At 42.0% G+C, this 17271-nt stretch carries 15 protein-coding genes; 2 read left to right on the top strand and 13 right to left on the bottom strand.

All coding sequences use genetic code 11. The features are described 5' to 3' along the window. Positions 1-22 precede the first annotated feature (22 nt). The 11 genes from D8848_RS01070 to D8848_RS01120 form a co-directional block, all read right to left on the bottom strand. Positions 23-1333 (bottom strand): LCP family protein, encoded by a 1311-nt coding sequence (locus D8848_RS01070; protein WP_125442869.1) that lies wholly within the window; start codon positions 1331-1333, stop codon positions 23-25. After that, complete coding sequence (pheA, locus tag D8848_RS01075) at positions 1330-2178, bottom strand: prephenate dehydratase (RefSeq protein ID WP_125442870.1); 849 nt, start codon at positions 2176-2178, stop codon at positions 1330-1332. Before pheA ends, D8848_RS01070 begins: the two co-directional genes overlap by 4 nt. Continuing rightward, complete coding sequence (locus D8848_RS01080) at positions 2175-2651, bottom strand: shikimate kinase (RefSeq protein ID WP_125442871.1); 477 nt, start codon at positions 2649-2651, stop codon at positions 2175-2177. The genes pheA and D8848_RS01080 overlap by 4 nt, the downstream gene beginning before the upstream one ends. Next, complete coding sequence (gene aroA / locus D8848_RS01085) at positions 2644-3927, bottom strand: 3-phosphoshikimate 1-carboxyvinyltransferase (protein ID WP_125442872.1); 1284 nt, start codon at positions 3925-3927, stop codon at positions 2644-2646. Before aroA ends, D8848_RS01080 begins: the two co-directional genes overlap by 8 nt. A gap of 91 nt (positions 3928-4018) precedes the next feature. Beyond that, complete coding sequence (locus D8848_RS01090; RefSeq protein WP_084923962.1) at positions 4019-4357, bottom strand: YlbF/YmcA family competence regulator; 339 nt, start codon at positions 4355-4357, stop codon at positions 4019-4021. A gap of 10 nt (positions 4358-4367) precedes the next feature. Next, entirely contained in the window at positions 4368-5471 is a 1104-nt protein-coding gene (locus D8848_RS01095) for a prephenate dehydrogenase (protein WP_084923964.1), read from the bottom strand. Between the two features lie 9 nt (positions 5472-5480). Next, a complete protein-coding gene (gene aroC, locus D8848_RS01100; protein WP_125442873.1) occupies positions 5481-6647 on the bottom strand; it encodes a chorismate synthase in 1167 nt (388 codons plus the stop codon). Positions 6648-6656: 9 nt separating this feature from the next. Then, positions 6657-7724, bottom strand: coding sequence for a 3-dehydroquinate synthase (gene aroB / locus D8848_RS01105; RefSeq protein WP_125442874.1), 1068 nt, complete (start codon positions 7722-7724; stop codon positions 6657-6659). An 18-nt stretch (positions 7725-7742) separates the two neighbouring features. After that, a complete protein-coding gene (locus D8848_RS01110; protein ID WP_125442875.1) occupies positions 7743-8597 on the bottom strand; it encodes a shikimate dehydrogenase in 855 nt (284 codons plus the stop codon). After that, entirely contained in the window at positions 8587-9264 is a 678-nt protein-coding gene (gene aroD, locus D8848_RS01115; RefSeq protein ID WP_125442876.1) for a type I 3-dehydroquinate dehydratase, read from the bottom strand. Before aroD ends, D8848_RS01110 begins: the two co-directional genes overlap by 11 nt. Next, positions 9261-10424: a class I SAM-dependent rRNA methyltransferase gene (locus tag D8848_RS01120; RefSeq protein WP_185756830.1), complete on the bottom strand. Its 1164-nt coding sequence runs from the start codon at positions 10422-10424 to the stop codon at positions 9261-9263. The genes aroD and D8848_RS01120 overlap by 4 nt, the downstream gene beginning before the upstream one ends. 149 nt (positions 10425-10573) lie before the next feature. Here D8848_RS01120 and D8848_RS01125 point away from each other — a divergent pair, with 149 nt between their 5' ends. Further along, positions 10574-12691, top strand: a complete 2118-nt coding sequence (locus tag D8848_RS01125) for an LTA synthase family protein (protein WP_185756841.1) — start codon at positions 10574-10576, stop codon at positions 12689-12691. Positions 12692-13259: 568 nt separating this feature from the next. Here the strand turns inward: D8848_RS01125 and D8848_RS01135 are convergent. Beyond that, the gene (locus D8848_RS01135; RefSeq protein WP_125442878.1) at positions 13260-14897 is read right to left on the bottom strand and encodes a hypothetical protein; all 1638 of its coding nucleotides are present in this window, start codon (positions 14895-14897) and stop codon (positions 13260-13262) included. After that, entirely contained in the window at positions 14878-15627 is a 750-nt protein-coding gene (locus D8848_RS01140) for an ABC transporter ATP-binding protein (RefSeq protein WP_125442879.1), read from the bottom strand. Before D8848_RS01140 ends, D8848_RS01135 begins: the two co-directional genes overlap by 20 nt. Before the next feature lie 177 nt (positions 15628-15804). Between D8848_RS01140 and D8848_RS01145 the strand changes: the two genes are divergently transcribed. Continuing rightward, positions 15805-17259, top strand: a complete 1455-nt coding sequence (locus D8848_RS01145) for an alpha-amylase (RefSeq protein ID WP_125442880.1) — start codon at positions 15805-15807, stop codon at positions 17257-17259. Positions 17260-17271: the final 12 nt, after the last annotated feature.

Genomic DNA, 17271 nt, shown 5'->3' on the forward strand with positions numbered 1-17271 from the left:
ACTTTGATTTTTCTGTCTTAACTTATCTCATTCCCATTTGAGCGAGCTTGGTTTGATATTTATTTTGATCGACCAGCAAGCCCAAGCCTCCATAAACATCATAGGCATCGACCCAATCACCTAGTTCTGGAACTGTTAATCTCTCAATGCCATTTTGCGCTCCATCTAGGAAGGATAAACCATTGGTCAGTAGGAAACTATAAGGAACATTCGTAGAGGTCATCCCAAAGACCTTGCCTAATGCTTCTGATCCAGTAAAGAGTTTGGTTGGATCCTTGAGTTGCTGCAGAACAGCTGTCAGCACTTGCTGTTGTCTCTTGGTACGACCATAATCACCTTCGTCATCATCACGGAAACGAGCATAATTTAGCAAGGTTGAACCGTTCATCTGCTGTTTTCCGACTTTGATGGTTTGGGTTGGAGACTCAGTCTCAGTAGCGTGTAAATCATCTCCGACTGTAGCTTCTGTTAGTGGGCGCCCATTCAATGTTGAAAATTGAGCATCAATTGTCACCCCATCAGGGAAAAGTGTGTCAATCGCTGTAGCAAAAGCCTGAAAATCGACCAAGGCATAGTACTTAATGTCCAAATCAAAATTATCTTTCAAAACTTGACGAACCATTTCTGCCCCTTTTTGCCCCTCTTGTTCTCCTAACTCATAGGCTACGTTTAACTTGTTATCCGTCTGTTTTCTACCGTTAATGACTTGACTGTAACCGTCTATATAAACCAAATTGTCACGCATAAAGCTGATCAGCTTGATTTTTTTATCTGAGCCACCAACGTTTAGAACCATAATCGAGTCCGTTCTCGTCTCAGCACTATTTTGGCCAATCCGTCCATCTGTTCCCATAATCAAGATATTAACCCCATCCTTGGTATCTTGACCATGAAAAACTTCTACTTGAGCTGCCTTAGCATTGGCAGGTTTATTTGGATCAGCATTTGAATAGCCTTTTAGGAACATAAAAATCATGCCAAAACCGACACAGGCTAGAAGAGCAAGCAATCCTGCAAAAATGCGCCCCCAACGAATCTTACGTTTCTTGGACTTAACCTTTGGAAGAGAATGGCTTTTCTGGTATTTTTTTGCACGACTACGGTTACCATAGGATGGAAGAGGAGACTGATTGACTGGTTCCATGAAAGACTCTTCCAAATCGTGATTTTCATTATGAATTTCTGGAGAAACTTCACTACCGCTAGCCATATTTAACTTACCTTGCAGGTAAGCAAACTCCTTTTTCTCTCGCTCATTGAGGTAATGAATGTTCTTAAAAAGATAGTCATAACGCAACTGCTCGTGATGGCTTAAAGGATTTTCTTTACTCATCTTCTCTCCTTTCCATGGTCTGATATTGGATAAATAGGATAGGCACCTAGTACTTTATACTGGATTCCAATCGCTTCTAATTCTTTTTGGGCAAAGTGGACCAAGTCCTTATCGGCATAATCCACATCGATAATGAAAAAGTATTCGCCCAGTGCTGTCTTGAGTGGACGGCTTTCAATTTTTGTTAGGTCAATTCCTCGCCAAGCAAAGGTCGATAGAGCCTTATAAAGGGCACCTGGAAGGTTGTCAGGTAAGGTCAAGGCCAAACTCATTTTCTCAGTTTGTGCTTTCAATGGAATACTAGGTTTTTCAGCTCCTAAAACCCAGAAACGTGTGAAATTGGCTTCCATTTCCTGAATATCCTCAGCAATCAGTTCTAAGCCATATTCTTCGGCAGAACTTCTAGGTGCAATGGCTGCATAAGGCTGGTCTGGATGTTCAGAAATAAAGCGGGCCGCATAGGCTGTACTAGCAGTCACCTCGATTTGGGCCTCTGGATATTGTTCATCGATGAATTTCTTACCTTGAGCCAAGGCCTGTGGATGTGAAAAAATCTTTTCAATCTTAGTGTGACCTGGAACCACCATCAACTGCTGATGAATAGGCTGAACGATTTCTGACACTGCTTGAATGCGAGCCTGATGAAAAAGGTAGTCCAAGGTTTCATGAACACTACCCTCGATAGAATTTTCAACTGGCACCACAGAATAATCCACCAAGCCTTGCTCATAGGCCTTGATGACATCTGTAATATTGGCAAAGGCCTGCAATTCCTCCTGAGGAAAAGCTGTCTGCACAACGTGGTGTGAAAATGATCCCTTGGGACCTAGATAAGCAATTTTCATCTCAGTTCCTCTATAATTTCCTCTGGGCTTAACCTGGTCACATCCAAAATCCGACTAGCCACTTCCTCATACCAAGCCTGTCTTTCTTGGAAAATGCCTGCAAGTTCTTCCTTGCTATTATTTAGAAAAAGCGGGCGCTGATTGTTCTTATCAGCTGCGATACGATGATAGAGGGTTTCAAAATCTGCTTTTAGGTAGATATTATCAGAATTGGTCTTGAGTAAGTTGCGATTTCTCTGAGAAATAACCACTCCTCCACCAGTTGACACAACTTGATCTCTTTGTAGTAAATCAGCTAGGACTTCAGACTCTATCTGACGAAAGGATTCTTCTCCCTTTTCCGAGAAAAATTCCGCAATGGACATGCCTAAGCGCTTCTCTATCAGAGCATCCATATCGAGATAATCTGGGTCCAAGCCTCTTGCAATAGTCGATTTGCCAGCCCCCATAAATCCGAGTAATACCTTAGCCATGAATCAAGCTCTCCAAATCATCAAAGAAGCTAGGATAGCTGGTATTGATAGCTTCAGAACGGTCAAGATCCACCTCTCCATCTGCAACCAAGAGGGCTGCAATGGCTGTCATCATTCCGATACGATGGTCTCCAAAAGTATTGACTCTAACACCGTGAAGGGCTGATTTCCCTTTGATAATCATTCCATCAGCTGTAGGAGTAATAGCTGCTCCCATGCTATTTAAAGCGTCTGCCACCACCTGAATGCGGTCTGTTTCCTTGACCTTGAGTTCCTCAGCATCCTTGATAACTGTTATACCTTGAGCTTGGGTCGCAAGTAGGGCGATAACTGGCAATTCATCAATCAATCGTGGGATCAAAGCACCACCAATCTCTGTTCCTTTCAAGTCAGAAGACTCAACAGTCAAGGTTGCAGATTTAGCGACTGGATCAATTTCAGTAACTTCTAATTTTCCACCCATGGCGCGAATGACATCAATGATACCTGTACGCGTTTCGTTGATGCCCACATTTTTAAGCACCACACGAGAGTTTGGAACAATCAAACCTGCGACCAACCAAAAGGCTGCACTGGAAATATCTCCTGGAACAACCACCTTTTGTCCTGTCAATTTTTGTGGTCCTTGGACTGTGATTTTTTTGCCCTCCACACTTAAATGGCCACCAAATTGTTGCAACATATCTTCAGTATGATTACGGGTGCACTCTTTTTCGATAATTACGGACTCTCCCTGAGCCTGCAAGGCCGCAAACATCAAGGCTGACTTGACTTGGGCAGAGGCAATTGGCAACTCATATTGAATAGGTCTTAGGATTTTCGTCCCTTTTAAACGCAAAGGAGGCAAGTCTCGCTCAGTTTGCCCTGAAATGTTAACACCCATTTTTTTCAGCGGAATCGTCACACGGTCCATAGGACGCTTGGAAAGACTGTCATCTCCAAACATTTCTACTTCAAAGTCTGCACCAGCAAGGACACCTGAAATCAGGCGAATCGAAGTTCCAGAATTTCCCATATCAAGAGCATTTTGCGGAGGTTTTAAGCCATCCATGCCTACACCTTGAATAGTAATAACCCCATCTTTGTCCTCAATTTCAACACCAAGGTCACAAAAAACCTGCATGGTCGAAAGAACGTCTTCACCTCGCAGAATATCATAAACCTTGGTCTCACCCTCAGCCAAACTTCCAAAGATAATAGAACGGTGACTGATAGACTTGTCACCTGGAACTCGGATACTGCCGTGTAAGTGGCGAATGTTTGTTTTTAGTTTCATACTAGACCTCATACTTGCAATACTTTTACCTATTTTATCATAAAAAGCCAGAAATTCCTTAAAAATTTCTGACTTTATGATAGTTATTTTCTTATTTTAGCAATTCTGAAACTGGTTCGAAAACAATTTTTTCAATGTCAGAAAGGTAAATTGCCAATTGTTGTTGCTTGGTAAAGAATTCTGACAAGAGGCTATTCCCCTGAATCTGCTTGCCAAAACCTTCCATCTTAGCTTGGAAGGAAGCATCTGGCATTTGACCTGTCTGCGCTAGTTTTTGAATTTCCTCTTGAAAGGCAACATATTCTGTAAAAATTTTGCTTGCCTCAGCATCTGCTGAAATAGCATCTTTAGCTGCTTTAACAGCCTTGTATTCTGATAATTCGCGTAGACCGCGACTGAGTTCGTTTGCACTATCGTAAATATTTGACATGATTTTCTCCTTACTTGATGACGACTGTGTAGTCGGTATTTTCTGTTATGAGATGCTCAGCTCTTTCCAAGTCTTGAGCATTTTTAAATGAAATTTGTAGGATTCCGTGAATATCTTCACGGTTTTCCTCATTGATGTGAATATTAACCAAGGAAGTTCCACGTAGCAGTTCCAAAATCCTCAAGATGACATCTTCTTCATCGGGAACGTCAACATAGAGGTCGTAAGAACTGTCCACACCGCCACGCTTATGTATTTCCATGGCCTGACGTTGCTCACGCGCTTGGTTGAAAAAATTCCAGATTTGCTCCTCATCTCCCTTGCTGATGGCCTGACCAATCTCTTCCAAACGCTCCTTAAAATCCTCAATTCGGTCCAGAATAGTCTCACGATTGGACAAAAGAATGGAAGTCCACATACCTGGCTCACTTTCCGCAATTCGAGTCATATCTCGGAAACCACCGGCCGCAAAGCGCCTTGCCATCTCATGTTCTTGAGCATAAACCGCAGTCTGTTCCATGAGACTGGAAGCCAGAATATGAGGAAAATGGCTAATCTGAGAAGTGACTCGGTCATGCTCCTTGGCATCAATCTCTATAAAGCGAGCGTGAAGACCTGAAAGCAGATCCTTCATTTCCTCAAGTGTGTCAGGACTTGTCAGACTCGAAGGCGTGAAAATATAATAGGCATTTTCAAAAAGATTGACATCCGCAGAAGCAGCCCCTGTCTTGTGACTACCAGCCATGGGATGGGCCCCGACAAAACGAACAGCCTTGCCAGACAAATACTGCTCCGCTGCATCTACAATGGCTGACTTGGTTGAACCAGCATCTGAAATAATGACGCCTTCTTTTAAGTCCAAGTTAGCCAACTCCTTAATGAAAGCAATGGTTTGCTTGATTGGCAAACTGAGAATAATGATATCTGCCAAAGGAGCAAAACTAGCAAAATCATCCGTTGCACGGTCAATCATGCCTTCTTTCAAGGCAATATCTCTCGAAGCTTGACTGCGATTATAACCTAAAATTTCATAATCTGGATGATCACGTTTGATACCAAGGGCCATAGAGGCACCAATCAAACCAAGACCTGCGATATAGACTGTTTTTGCCATAGGAACTCCTTAATAGTTCTTTGTATAGTCTCGGTGTTTGGCCACTGCTTCTTTTAATTCCTCTAGATTGTCTGATGAGAATTTTTCAAGGATTTCTTGTGCCAGAACCGTTGCCACAACGGCTTCCATGACAACACCTGCTGCTGGAAGAGCCGTCGGATCACTTCTCTCCACAGTTGCCTTGTAGGGTTCGTGGGTTTCGATATCCACACTCATAAGTGGTTTGTAGAGAGTAGGAATGGGTTTCATCACGCCTCGAACAACGATAGGTTGCCCATTAGTCATACCACCTTCAAAACCGCCAAGATTGTTGGTACGGCGAGTATAGCCGTCTTCTTTAGACCAGAGAATTTCATCCATGACCTGGCTACCTTTACGATAACCAACCTCAAATCCAAGACCAAATTCCACCCCTTTAAAGGCATTGATAGAGACAACTGCTTGGGCAAGTCTGGCATCTAATTTTCTGTCCCATTGGACATAGGAACCAAGACCAACTGGAACACCTCCAACGACTGTCTCCACAACCCCACCGATGGTATCACCGTCACGTTTGATTTGGTCAATATAATCCTTGATTTCCTGTTCCCGTTCTTGGTTGACAATAGAAACTTCAGACTGGGCAGCTCTTTCCTTAATCTCAGCAACTGTGAGATTCTCAGGAACATCGATTTCCTTGCCACCAAAGACTACGACATGGTTGGCAATCTCCATATCCAGCTCAGCCAAGAGGCGTTTGGCTACTGCGCCAACTGCCACCCGCATGGTGGTTTCACGAGCTGATGAACGTTCTAAAGAATTTCGCAAATCGTCAAAACGGTACTTGATGCCCCCAACCAAGTCGGCATGACCTGGACGTGGATGGGTGATTTTCCGTTTGCTTTTAAGGCGATCTTCAATGTCCTCCGCAGACATAATATCTAGCCATTTTTGGTGGTCCTTATTGATGACATCCATGGTAATAGGCGCCCCAGTAGTCCTCCCATGGCGAACACCCGAAGTAAAGATAACTTGGTCGCTCTCAATCTTCATACGACCACCGCGGCCGTATCCACCCTGACGACGTTTCAGGTCCTCATTGATATCCTCTGCTGTCAAAGGTAGTCCAGCTGGAATTCCTTCAATGATAGCCGTCAGACGGGGACCGTGTGATTCTCCTGCAGTTAAATATCTCATACACTCTCCTTATTTTACCAAGTAGTCTTTCATCTCTTCCAGAGAAACTGGGTGGATGGTTGCAGAACCAAGCTCTGGCACCAAGACCAATTTCAAGGTATTGCCACGCGCTTTCTTGTCATGAGTCAAAGCCTGATAAAGCTTGTCAACATCCCAGCTTTCATAGTCAACAGGCAAGCCAAATTTCTGACACATTTCTGTGATGGACTGGGTAATGCCAGCTGGCATGAGACCCTTTTTCTCAGCAACCTTGGAAATCTGCACCATGCCCATGGCCACAGCTTCTCCATGCATGACCTTACCATAACCTGCAGTTGCTTCAATGGCATGGCCAATAGTGTGGCCAAAGTTGAGGTAAAGGCGTACACCGTTGTCCAACTCATCCTCAACTACCATCTTACGCTTGACCTGACAAGAATGTTCAATCAAGGTCTCTGCATGTTCCAGAATGCTCTCAACAGAACAATCCAGCTCCGTCAAAAGAGCCCACAGTTCTGGATCCTCAATCAAGCCATACTTGATAACCTCACCCATCCCTTCAATCAACTCTCTTTTTCCAAGCGTTTCAAGAACAAGTGGGTCAATCAAAACCCCATCTGGTTGGGCAAAGGTCCCCACCATATTTTTAGCAAATGGAGTATTAACACCTGTCTTTCCGCCGATAGAAGAATCAACCTGGGCTGTCAAGCTAGTCGGTATCTGAACAAAATGAATGCCCCTCATATAGGTAGAGGCTACGAAACCAGCCAGGTCTCCAACGACACCACCTCCGAGAGCCACTATTCCATCGCTACGAGTCAACCCCTGCTTAACTAGAAATTCATAGACTTTCTGAACAGTAGTTAAATTCTTTCGTTCTTCCCCTTCTAAAAAATCAAAAACAGCTACCTGAAAACCAGCATCTTCTAGGCTGAGCTTGACCTTCTCTGCATAAAGAGAAGCTACATGGTTGTCTGTCACAATCACTACCTTTTGTGGTTGCCAGAGTTCTCGCAACCATCGACCAGCCTGAGCCAGACAGCCTTTTTCAATCTGAATATCATAAGGATGATGAGGAATATCGATTCTGATTTTCATAGGAGAATCTCCCTTTCTTTATTGGTATTTTTCTGTTAAGGACTGCCAAATTTCTTCTGTTGGCATTTCCTTTCCTGTCCACAGTTGAAAAGCTTCTGCAGCTTGATAGAGCAACATTCCCAGACCATTGACAACTGGATTCCCCTGACTTCTAGCCCATTTCAAAAATGGTGTTTCAAAGGGTTGGTAAATGATATCTGCTACTAAAAGAGTTTCTGATAGGACAATGTTTTCAGGAACTGGAGATGATTGACCATCCATGCCCACACTGGTCGCATTGACAAGTAAATCCGACTCAGCAATCCTTGCTTGCAGTTCAGAAACATCTTCTAAAGCATACAAGTCCACTTTAAAGCCTGTCTGCTCCTGTAACTTGTTCAGGTAAGGTCTTGTTTTTTTCATAGAAACTGAACGAACAAAGACCGAAATCTGACTGACGCCGTCCAAAATAGCTTGCGCTATAATGGACTTGGCAGCACCACCTGCACCCAGCAGGGTCATCTTCTTACCTGAAATTGTAAAAGAAGGCAAGCTCTTAAAAAATCCCTTGCCATCTGTATTATATCCAATTAAATTGCCATTCTCATTGACAACCGTATTAACCGCACCAATCAAGCGCCCTTCATCGCTCAGCCCATCCAAATAAGGAATCACCTGCTCCTTATAGGGCATGGACAGGTTAATGCCAAACATCTGGTAGCGACGAATATTGGCCACTGTTTCTGCCAAGTCACCCGCTTCAATCTCCCAAGCCACGTAAGCACCATTGGTAGCTGTCGCCTCAAAGGCACTATTGTGGATAAAGGGGGAAATAGAATGCTTAATAGGATTGGCAACAACGGCAGCTAAACGTGTATAGCCATCAAGCTTCATCCAAAATCTCCCGAATTTTTTTCATGTTAGCTAAGGAAATCTGACCTGGGGCACTTGCCTCATCTAGACTAGCAAAAGACCAGCTAGAACCCGTCACATCCGCAGTGATACGAGAGACCTTGCCCACCTTGCCCATAGAAATCGTCACATATTCCTGCTCAGGATTGAGGATTTTAAAGCCTCGTGTATAGTTCATCAAGTCTAGCACATCCTGCTCCGTGTGAGCCATAACCGCAACCTTAACAAGTTTTGGATTTAAGCTCGTCAACTCTGACAAGATTTCCATCATATTTTCAGGTGTTTCTTGGAAATTGTGGTAACTCAAAACCAGATTTGGGAAGTCCAGCATTTCCTCAAAAACATCCTTGTAGCTGTAATACTCAAAATCAATATAGTCTGGTTGATAGAGTTGCGCCACTTCCTTGATTAGATGGATATATTCTTCTGGAGAAAGGTCGATTTGTCCCCCTTCAGAGCGAGTTCGCAACGTGAAAACCAACTCACGGCCTGCGAATTTTTCAAAAATAGCTGGAGCCACCTGCAAAATCGCTTCCTTAGGCAGATAGTCGGCACGCCATTCAATGATGTCGGCATCCAGATATCTCGTGGCATCCAGGGCCTGAGCTTCCTCTAAACTTCTTGGCATTACTGAAACGATTAATTTCATTTACTAACCTTCATACTAATCACCTTGAGGTAATTACTACTTTCATCTTTTTTATTATAGGCAAAATCTGCTGGAAGACCGTATTTATTTAAAATCTGGTAACTTCTTCCTGCAAAGCCTTTATCAATTTGTTCTGTAAATTTCTGGCGGGATACATTGGCAGCATTGGTGCTGGCAATAATAATACCGCCCGGATTTAAAATCTCAAGACTCTGGGAAATCAACTTATGATAATCCTTGGCCACAGAGAAAGTTTGTTTTTTGTTCCGAGCAAAGCTAGGCGGATCTAGGACAATCACATCATAGGTCAAGCCTTTTCGCTTGGCATACTTGAAATACTCAAAAACATCCATAACTATAAAACGATGGTCGTCTGTGCTGATTCCATTAGCCTGAAAATGCGCTTGAGACAATTCTCGTGAACGTTTAGCTAGGTCAACCGAAGTAGTCTGGCTTGCTCCTCCCATGGCCGCAGCCACTGAAAAGGCTGCTGTGTAGGAAAACATATTGAGCAAGGATTTACCCATAGCCAATCCATCCACTAAACTACCGCGAACTTCATGCTGGTCTAGGAAAATCCCTGTCATCAAGCCATCGTTCATAAAGACTTGATACAGAACACCATTTTCCAAAACAGTGAAAAAGTCAGGTGCTTCTTGACCATAAACATGGGCAGATTCATAGTCCAAACCCTTAAAACGGATCTTCTCATATGCTCCTAAAATCTCAGGAAAAACCTGTCTAAAAGCTTCTGAGATGGTCTGACGAATCTGATAAACATAAGAGTTATACCAAGAAAAGACGGCATAGTCGCCATAAAGGTCCACTGTCAGACCGCCAAAGCCATCTCCCTCTTGGTTGAAGAGACGAAAGGCAGTTGTCAATTCATCTTGATAGTAGGCACTTCTCTTTTCTTTAGCTTGTCTAAACAGCGTTTCAAAGAAAGCTTGATTAAAGGTCACCTTGTCTGTGCTCACAAACCAGCCCAAGCCCTTGTTTTGCTGAGAAATGTAGGCAGTCCCTAGAAAGTTTCCATCTTGACTATGAACTTCTACTTCCTGATCCTTAAGATTGACATTCTCAAGGTCGCTAGCTTCTAGTAAAACTAGCCCTTTAGCGAGCTTCTTTTCAACCCTTTTGCTGACTCTTATTCTATTCATAGTCACTATTATAGCAAATTTTGTGACAATTCTCAAAAAAGAAACTACCCTTGCTTTTTTACTCTAGTTTTAAAAAATGGTATACTAATACTAATAAAAACTTAGGAAGTAATTGTGTGAGAATCAATTTTAACAAAATCCAAAAAGCCATGGGTACCAGACTGGGTTTTGTCCTAACCCTTTTAATCCTCTATTGGCTCAAAACCTTATTAGCCTATACCGTTGACTTCAATTTAGATATTCAATTGGGTAAATTGCAGGGAAATTACCTTGCCTTTATCGCCTTTTTTAACCCCCTTCCTTTGGGACTCCTCCTGCTGGCTCTAGCCCTCTATGCTCGCTCAACCAAGGCCTTTTACAGTCTTAGTATAGCTATTTACAGCCTTTTATTCATTTGGCTCTATTCTAATATTTTTTACTATCGAGAATTTAGTGACTTTATCACGGCCAATACCATGAAAGTGGTCAGCAAGGTATCTGTTGGTACTGCGGAACTAGAGTTACTACGCCTTTGGGATTTCATCTATTTTATGGATTTCCCACTGCTGGCTTATCTTCTCTATAAAAAGCTCATCCAGCTGGACAGGAGACCTTTCAAATTCCGCTCCAGTGTTGCTATCACTGCTCTCTCAGCCCTGCTCTTTTCAGCTAACCTTTTCTTGGCAGAGATTGAACGTCCCGATCTCCTATCGCGAGGATTTTCTAATTATTATATTGTCCGCGCCCTCAGTTTGCCAGCCTTTTTAGGCTATAGTGCCAACCAATCCTATAGCGCCAACAAGGAACGCGCCAAGGCCTCTGAGACCGACCTGCAACCCATTACAGATTATGTCCAAGAACATTCTGCTAAGCCCAATCCAGACTATTTTGGCTTGGCCAAAGGGAAAAATGTGATTTATCTCCACTTGGAGAGTTTCCAGCAGTTCCTACTGGACTATAAACTCAACATAGATGGAACTGATCATGAAGTCACTCCCTTCCTTAATTCACTCTACCATTCGCAATCAACCCTAGCCTTTTCGAATATCTTTAACCAAGTCAAGGCTGGTAAGACCTCAGATGCGGAAACCATGCTGGAGACTGGTTTGTTTGGACTTGACCAAGGTTCCTTCATGGTCAACTATGGAGGTACCAATACCCAGCAGGCTGCGCCTTTTATCCTATCAAAAAATGGCTACCAATCAAGTGCAGTCTTTCATGGTAATATTGGGACCTTCTGGAACCGAAATACAACCTACAAACAATGGGGCTACCAATACTTCTTTGATGCTTCCTATTTTACCAAGCAAGACAGTAGCAATTCTTTCCAATATGGTTTAAATGATAAAATCATGATGAAAGATTCTATCCAATATCTAGAGCACTTGCAGCAGCCTTTTTATGCTAAGTATATCACGGTGTCCAATCACTATCCCTATGCTAGCAATCTGACAGGCGATGAGCTTGGTTTCCCACTGGCTAAAACCAAAGATGAAACCATCAATGGCTACTTCCAAACGGCTAACTATCTGGATAGTGCTATCAAGGCCTTCTTTGACTATCTCAAAGAAAGTGGCCTCTATGAAAAATCCATCATCGTCATCTACGGAGACCATTATGGAATTTCTAACTCCCGCAATCCTGACCTGGCTCCCTTGATTGGCAAGACTTCTGAGAACTGGTCGAATTACGACAATGCCATGTTGCAACGAGTGCCTTTTATGGTGGTCATGCCTGGCTATGAAAAAGGACAAATCATCAATACCTACGGTGGACAAATCGATATCTTACCGACTCTCGAACACCTCCTTGGTATTGAGTCCAATTCCTTCCTTCAAGTTGGACAAGATCTTCTGTCTCCAGATCATCAAGAAATCGTTGCCTTTCGGACTGCCAATTCCTTCGTTACACCAAAATACACCAGTTATGACGGACGAACCTACTATACTGAGAGCGGTCTTGAAATCAGCAATCTTGATGAACAAGCTCAGACTGAACTAGACATTGTTCGGCAGGCAGCCAGCCAACAGCTGAAAATCAGCGACCAGATTCAAACTGGCGATTTGATACGTTTCTACCAAGCAGATCATCTTGGAAAAGTTGATACAGAAAGTATTTCTTACCTCAATTCTTTACCAATTCTTCAAAAGATTGAGCAGGAAAAAGGTAGTCAATCAACCAGTCTCTTTAACCAACGACAAGGTAAGACCAGTACTGACCTTTTCAAGGCACCAAGTTACCAAGAACTCCATCCAGAGTCGGCAGAAACCGAATCAAAATCACAATAAAAAATGCTCTTCCGTCTTGGAGGAGCATTTCTTTTTATAAAATAAAATTCAACGAAAATCAATGAAGAAACTAGCCTCAAATTTACTATGATATTGTAGATAGATAGGCTGTATCAGTAATATGTGTCTGTCAAATTTAGTGACAAAGATAATAGAATAAAGTTGAGAAGTCATAGAGAGAAGATAAATCAGCTTCAGTAGATATCTGGAAAATTTGATTTTATAGAAAAGCCTTTTGTTACAAACTCAATATACTATCAATAAATAATATTATAGAAGCAACAATAATTAAAATTTCACCTATCTGCATAATTCTATTTCGAACTCTAAATATATGTTCTATCAAAAACACTTGGATCACACACATTATAGGAATTAACGTTTTTGAAATTGAAAAATATCCAAATAAATAAACTATAAACAACAATAATAGAACTATATTACATTTCTTATTCAAAACATTCCTCCCTATATTTTTAATTACCAATCTTAATCATTTACAACTACATTCTAACAAACTATAAAAGCGTTTGTCGAATTGAATTTATCAAGCAAACGACCAACTAGCTCATCTTTTTTCTATTTCTGTCAATATACGTGACAGGTAGTAATGATAGCCAAAAATAGCAAGAGCTAGCAAGAGGATAAGAACTCCTACTCCCAAGCTGATGGCAAGGACAGGGGCGAGAGACTGAACCAAGAATAAGCTCCCTATTACAAGGGCCATTAAGATTGCACTATAAACCAAAATCAAAACAATTGCTACTATACGATTTGAACGGTTCACCAAGTCCGTAATGCTACTCCAATTGGTTGACAGATTTTTCACGTCCTTAAAGTAATTGTGGTAAGAAAGGATGACACTGGCAAGGGTCCAGACTACAAGAAGGTAAATCATCGAAAGGATAGGCAAGCCTAAATATAGAGAAAGGCCAAGTAAAATCAGAACTGGTAAAAAAGACTGGACAGCAAATATAATCCAAAATTTCACTTTCACATAACGAGCAAAGTCAAAGGGTAAACTCTTAAGAAACTCAACATTTTCCCTCTCCAAGGACAAGGCAATTGAATGCAGGCTGGTAATATTGTTATTGACAACTGCTATAAAGAGAGCTATAAAAAACAAGGGTAACCAGTATGGAGGATGAATGTCTGGAACTATCTGAGAATCTCGGATGTTGGAAATCAGACCAATCATCATGAGATAAGGAAGGAAAGCACTTGTAAAAAGCACTGTAACCACACCAGTTCCCTGTCCCAAGAGGGTGAGGTGGTAGCGTAAAACCATACGGAAAAAGCCCTTTTTATTAGTAGTTGAAATTCTCTCCTTATTGCGACGTTCTTTCTTGACCTTCTCCTCACTGTTAAGCAGAATCACATCATAAAAACGAGGCAAAACCTTCTTTTTGGTCAGGTAAAGCAAGAAAAGAGTTAGAATTATCCAAGCGAGCAGACCTAGGATGGCTTCTATCGAAAAAGGCCCCACTGCTATTTTGTAAAAGATATGAAGAGGATAAAGGAGAAATGGAATGTCTCTAACTTTGTCAACAATACTTCCAAAAGTCGACTGTAGAAAGAGGACAAATATTAAAGGTATGAGAACCCCTATCCCAATCATCACATTCGAAAAAATAGACTGATACTTTCTGAAAACCGTAGTCTGAGCCAAGAAATGTACTGCCACTACCATCACTAAAGTAACAGAGACAAATAATAAGGCCAAGGACAGCAGCATCAAAGGCAAACCCAGCCATAGAGAAGGAGCTAGCCTAATATAGAGGACTAGAAAATAAGCTAGGATTGGTACAATTCCAGGCAGAGCTGGCAAGAGGACAGACAGTCCTTTTGCAATTATAATCTCTGATTCTTTAAAGGCATAGGGTCTATACGATACCAAATCCTTACTCTCATAAAAGACATTGTAAAATGCAGTGAAAGAAGTTGAAAAGGCCAGCACCAGTAAAATAGCAACCATGGTACTAAAAAAACTTGGTATTTCCTCAAAAGGAAAACGAAAGGCTATATTTATAAACATGAAAAGCATCAAGAGACTGGAAAAAATGTAAGAACTTAGGACTCTAGCGGAAACATTTACTTTTTTTCCAGGATTTTTAGCTTGCTTCTTTCGTAGGTTAGCCAGATTAGCTTCTTGAGATGAATAGAGGATATTGATATCAACTAACTTTTTAATGACCTTGAGACGCATCTGAAACCTCCTCTTTTCTACCAGCAAGGCTAAGGTAGATACTTTCCAAAGACTGGTCTGGGTTGTCTTTTCTCAAGTCCTCTACGCTACCACAATAAATCAAATGCCCCTTTTTCAAAATGGCAATCCGATCACAGACCTGCTCGGCTACCTCTAGGACATGGGTTGAAAACAAGACTGTCTTGCCTTTTTGTGCGTGTTCCTTCATCATTTGCTTCAAATCAAAGGCAGCCTGGGGATCCAAACCAGTCAAGGGTTCGTCCAAAACCCAAATATCGGGATCGGATAAGAGTGCTCCGATGACAAAGACTTTCTGACGCATTCCGTGAGAAAGAGTTTCAATAACCTGATAACGATTTTCAGCAAAATCAAAAACGTTCAATAGCCTAGCTAGACTAGTCTCCAAGTCAGAGCTAGTCAGATCATAGGATGAAGCAATCAATTCCCAAAATTCATTGGCCGTTAAGCGTAAAAATAAGTCAGGCGAGTCTGCTACGTAGCCAATCTTTCGTTTGATTGCCAAGCGATTTTCCGATAACTCCTGACCGTCTACCAAAATACGACCACTGCTGGGTGAAATGATACTGACTAATGATTTTATAGTGGTCGATTTTCCAGCCCCATTATGGCCAATCAAGCCCATAATCTCTCCATTTTCAATCTGCAGATTGAGATTGCTCAAGGCCTCTTTATCACCATACAACTTACTAACATTTTGAAATTCAATCATGAGAAATCTCCTCTCTTTATCTATGTAATTTACTATAATTATAGCGCTTTCATTTTAAAAATCAACATTTTATATAAAATAGCCAAAAACTTATTATTCAGTTTTACGCAAACGTTTGAGCTAACCGATACTTTATGATAGAATAAAGAACAAGATTGACAAGTAAGAGGAAACATCATGCAAAATCAAACACTCATACAATACTTTGAATGGTATCTGCCCCACGACGGCCAGCACTGGACACGTCTGGCTGAAGATGCTCCACACCTAGCTGATCTCGGTATCAGCCATGTCTGGATGCCACCAGCTTTCAAGGCTACCAATGAAAAAGATGTCGGCTATGGGGTCTATGACTTATTCGACCTAGGAGAGTTTAATCAAAAAGGTACTGTCCGCACCAAGTATGGTTTTAAAGAAGACTATCTTCAAGCCATTCAAGCTCTAAAAGCACAGGGAATTCAACCTATGGCCGATGTGGTGCTCAATCACAAGGCTGCTGCTGATCACATGGAAGCCTTTCAGGTTATTGAAGTGGATCCTGTAGACCGTACAGTTGAACTTGGAGAACCATTCACCATCAATGGCTGGACTAGCTTTACCTTCGATGGTCGTCAAGATACCTACAATGACTTCCACTGGCACTGGTACCACTTCACCGGTACAGACTATGATGCCAAACGTCGCAAGTCTGGCATTTATCTCATCCAAGGGGACAATAAGGGTTGGGCAAATGAGGAATTGGTCGATAACGAAAATGGTAACTACGACTACCTCATGTATGCCGACCTAGACTTTAAACATCCTGAAGTCATCCAAAATATCTATGACTGGGCTAACTGGTTCATGGAAACGACTGGTGTAGCTGGTTTCCGCTTGGATGCCGTTAAACACATTGACTCTTTCTTCATGAGCAATTTTATCCGTGATATGAAGGAAAAATACGGTGAGGATTTCTATGTTTTTGGTGAATTCTGGAATCCTGACAAGGAAGCCAATCTGGACTATCTTGAAAAAACGGAAGAACGCTTCGACCTTGTTGATGTTCGTCTCCACCAGAATCTCTTTGAAGCCAGTCAAGCTGGCGCAAACTATGACCTTCGTGGTATTTTCACAGATAGCTTGGTTGAACTCAAACCTGACAAGGCTGTAACCTTTGTCGACAACCACGATACCCAACGTGGTCAGGCTCTTGAGTCTACTGTTGAAGAATGGTTCAAACCAGCAGCCTATACTCTCATTCTATTACGCCAAGACGGCCTTCCATGTGTCTTTTACGGAGACTACTATGGGATTTCAGGGCAGTATGCTCAACAAGATTTCAAAGAAGTCCTTGACCGCCTCCTAGTCATCCGAAAAGATTTGGGCTATGGAGAACAAAATGACTACTTTGATGATGCTAACTGTATCGGTTGGGTACGCTCAGGTGCTGAAAATCAATCCCCAATCGCAGTCCTTATCTCAAATGACCAAGAAAACAGCAAGTCAATGTTTGTCGGCCAAGAATGGGCTAACCAAACCTTTGTAGATTTACTTGAAAACCACCAAGGTCAAGTTACAATTGATGAGGAAGGTTATGGACAATTCCCAGTCTCAGCTGCTTCGGTAAGTGTCTGGGCAGCCAATACAATCTAATTTCCAATGATT

It is taken from the genome of Streptococcus mitis (genome assembly GCF_003942775.1).
Lineage (GTDB): Bacteria > Bacillota > Bacilli > Lactobacillales > Streptococcaceae > Streptococcus > Streptococcus mitis_CN.